We start from the raw sequence: 683 nt of genomic DNA, 5'->3' as shown, positions 1-683 counted from the left end.
GCGGGGAACCCATCATCACGGCGTCCGCGCCGCAGGCGATCGCCTTGGGCAGGTCACCCGACCAGCCGACGCCGCCGTCGGCGATGACGTGCACGTACCGGCCGCCGGACTCGTCCATGTAGTCCCGGCGCGCGGCGGCGACGTCGGCCACCGCGGTCGCCATCGGGACCTGGATGCCCAGCACGTTGCGCGTGGTGTGCGCGGCGCCGCCACCGAAGCCGACCAGGACGCCCGCCGCGCCGGTGCGCATCAGGTGCAGGGCGGCGGTGTACGTGGCGCAGCCACCGACGATGACCGGCACGTCGAGTTCGTAGATGAACTGCTTGAGGTTGAGCGGCTCGGCGGCGCCGGAGACGTGCTCGGCCGAGACGGTGGTGCCGCGGATGACGAAGATGTCCACGCCCGCGTCGACCACGGCCTTGGAGAACTGCGCGGTGCGCTGCGGGGAGAGCGCGGCGGCCGTCACGACGCCGGAGTCCCGCACCTCCTTGATGCGCTGGCCGATCAGCTCTTCCTTGATCGGGGCCTCGTAGATCTCCTGGAGCCGACGCGTCGCGGTGTGCTCGTCCAGCTCGGCGATCTCGGCGAGCAGCGGCTCGGGGTCCTCGTACCGGGTCCACAGCCCTTCGAGGTTGAGCACGCCGAGCCCGCCCAGCTCACCGATGCGGATCGCGGTCCGCGGC

1 protein-coding gene is annotated in these 683 nt (G+C 72.2%); it reads right to left on the bottom strand.

The features are described 5' to 3' along the window. A partial coding sequence (locus KUM32_RS41325) for a GuaB3 family IMP dehydrogenase-related protein (RefSeq protein WP_217146780.1) occupies positions 1 to 683 on the bottom strand: 683 nt, incomplete at both ends.

It is taken from the genome of Streptomyces sp. AC627_RSS907 (assembly GCF_019049165.1).
Note: the sequence above shows the minus strand (reverse complement) of the source record. Positions and strands in the feature narration are given on the sequence as shown.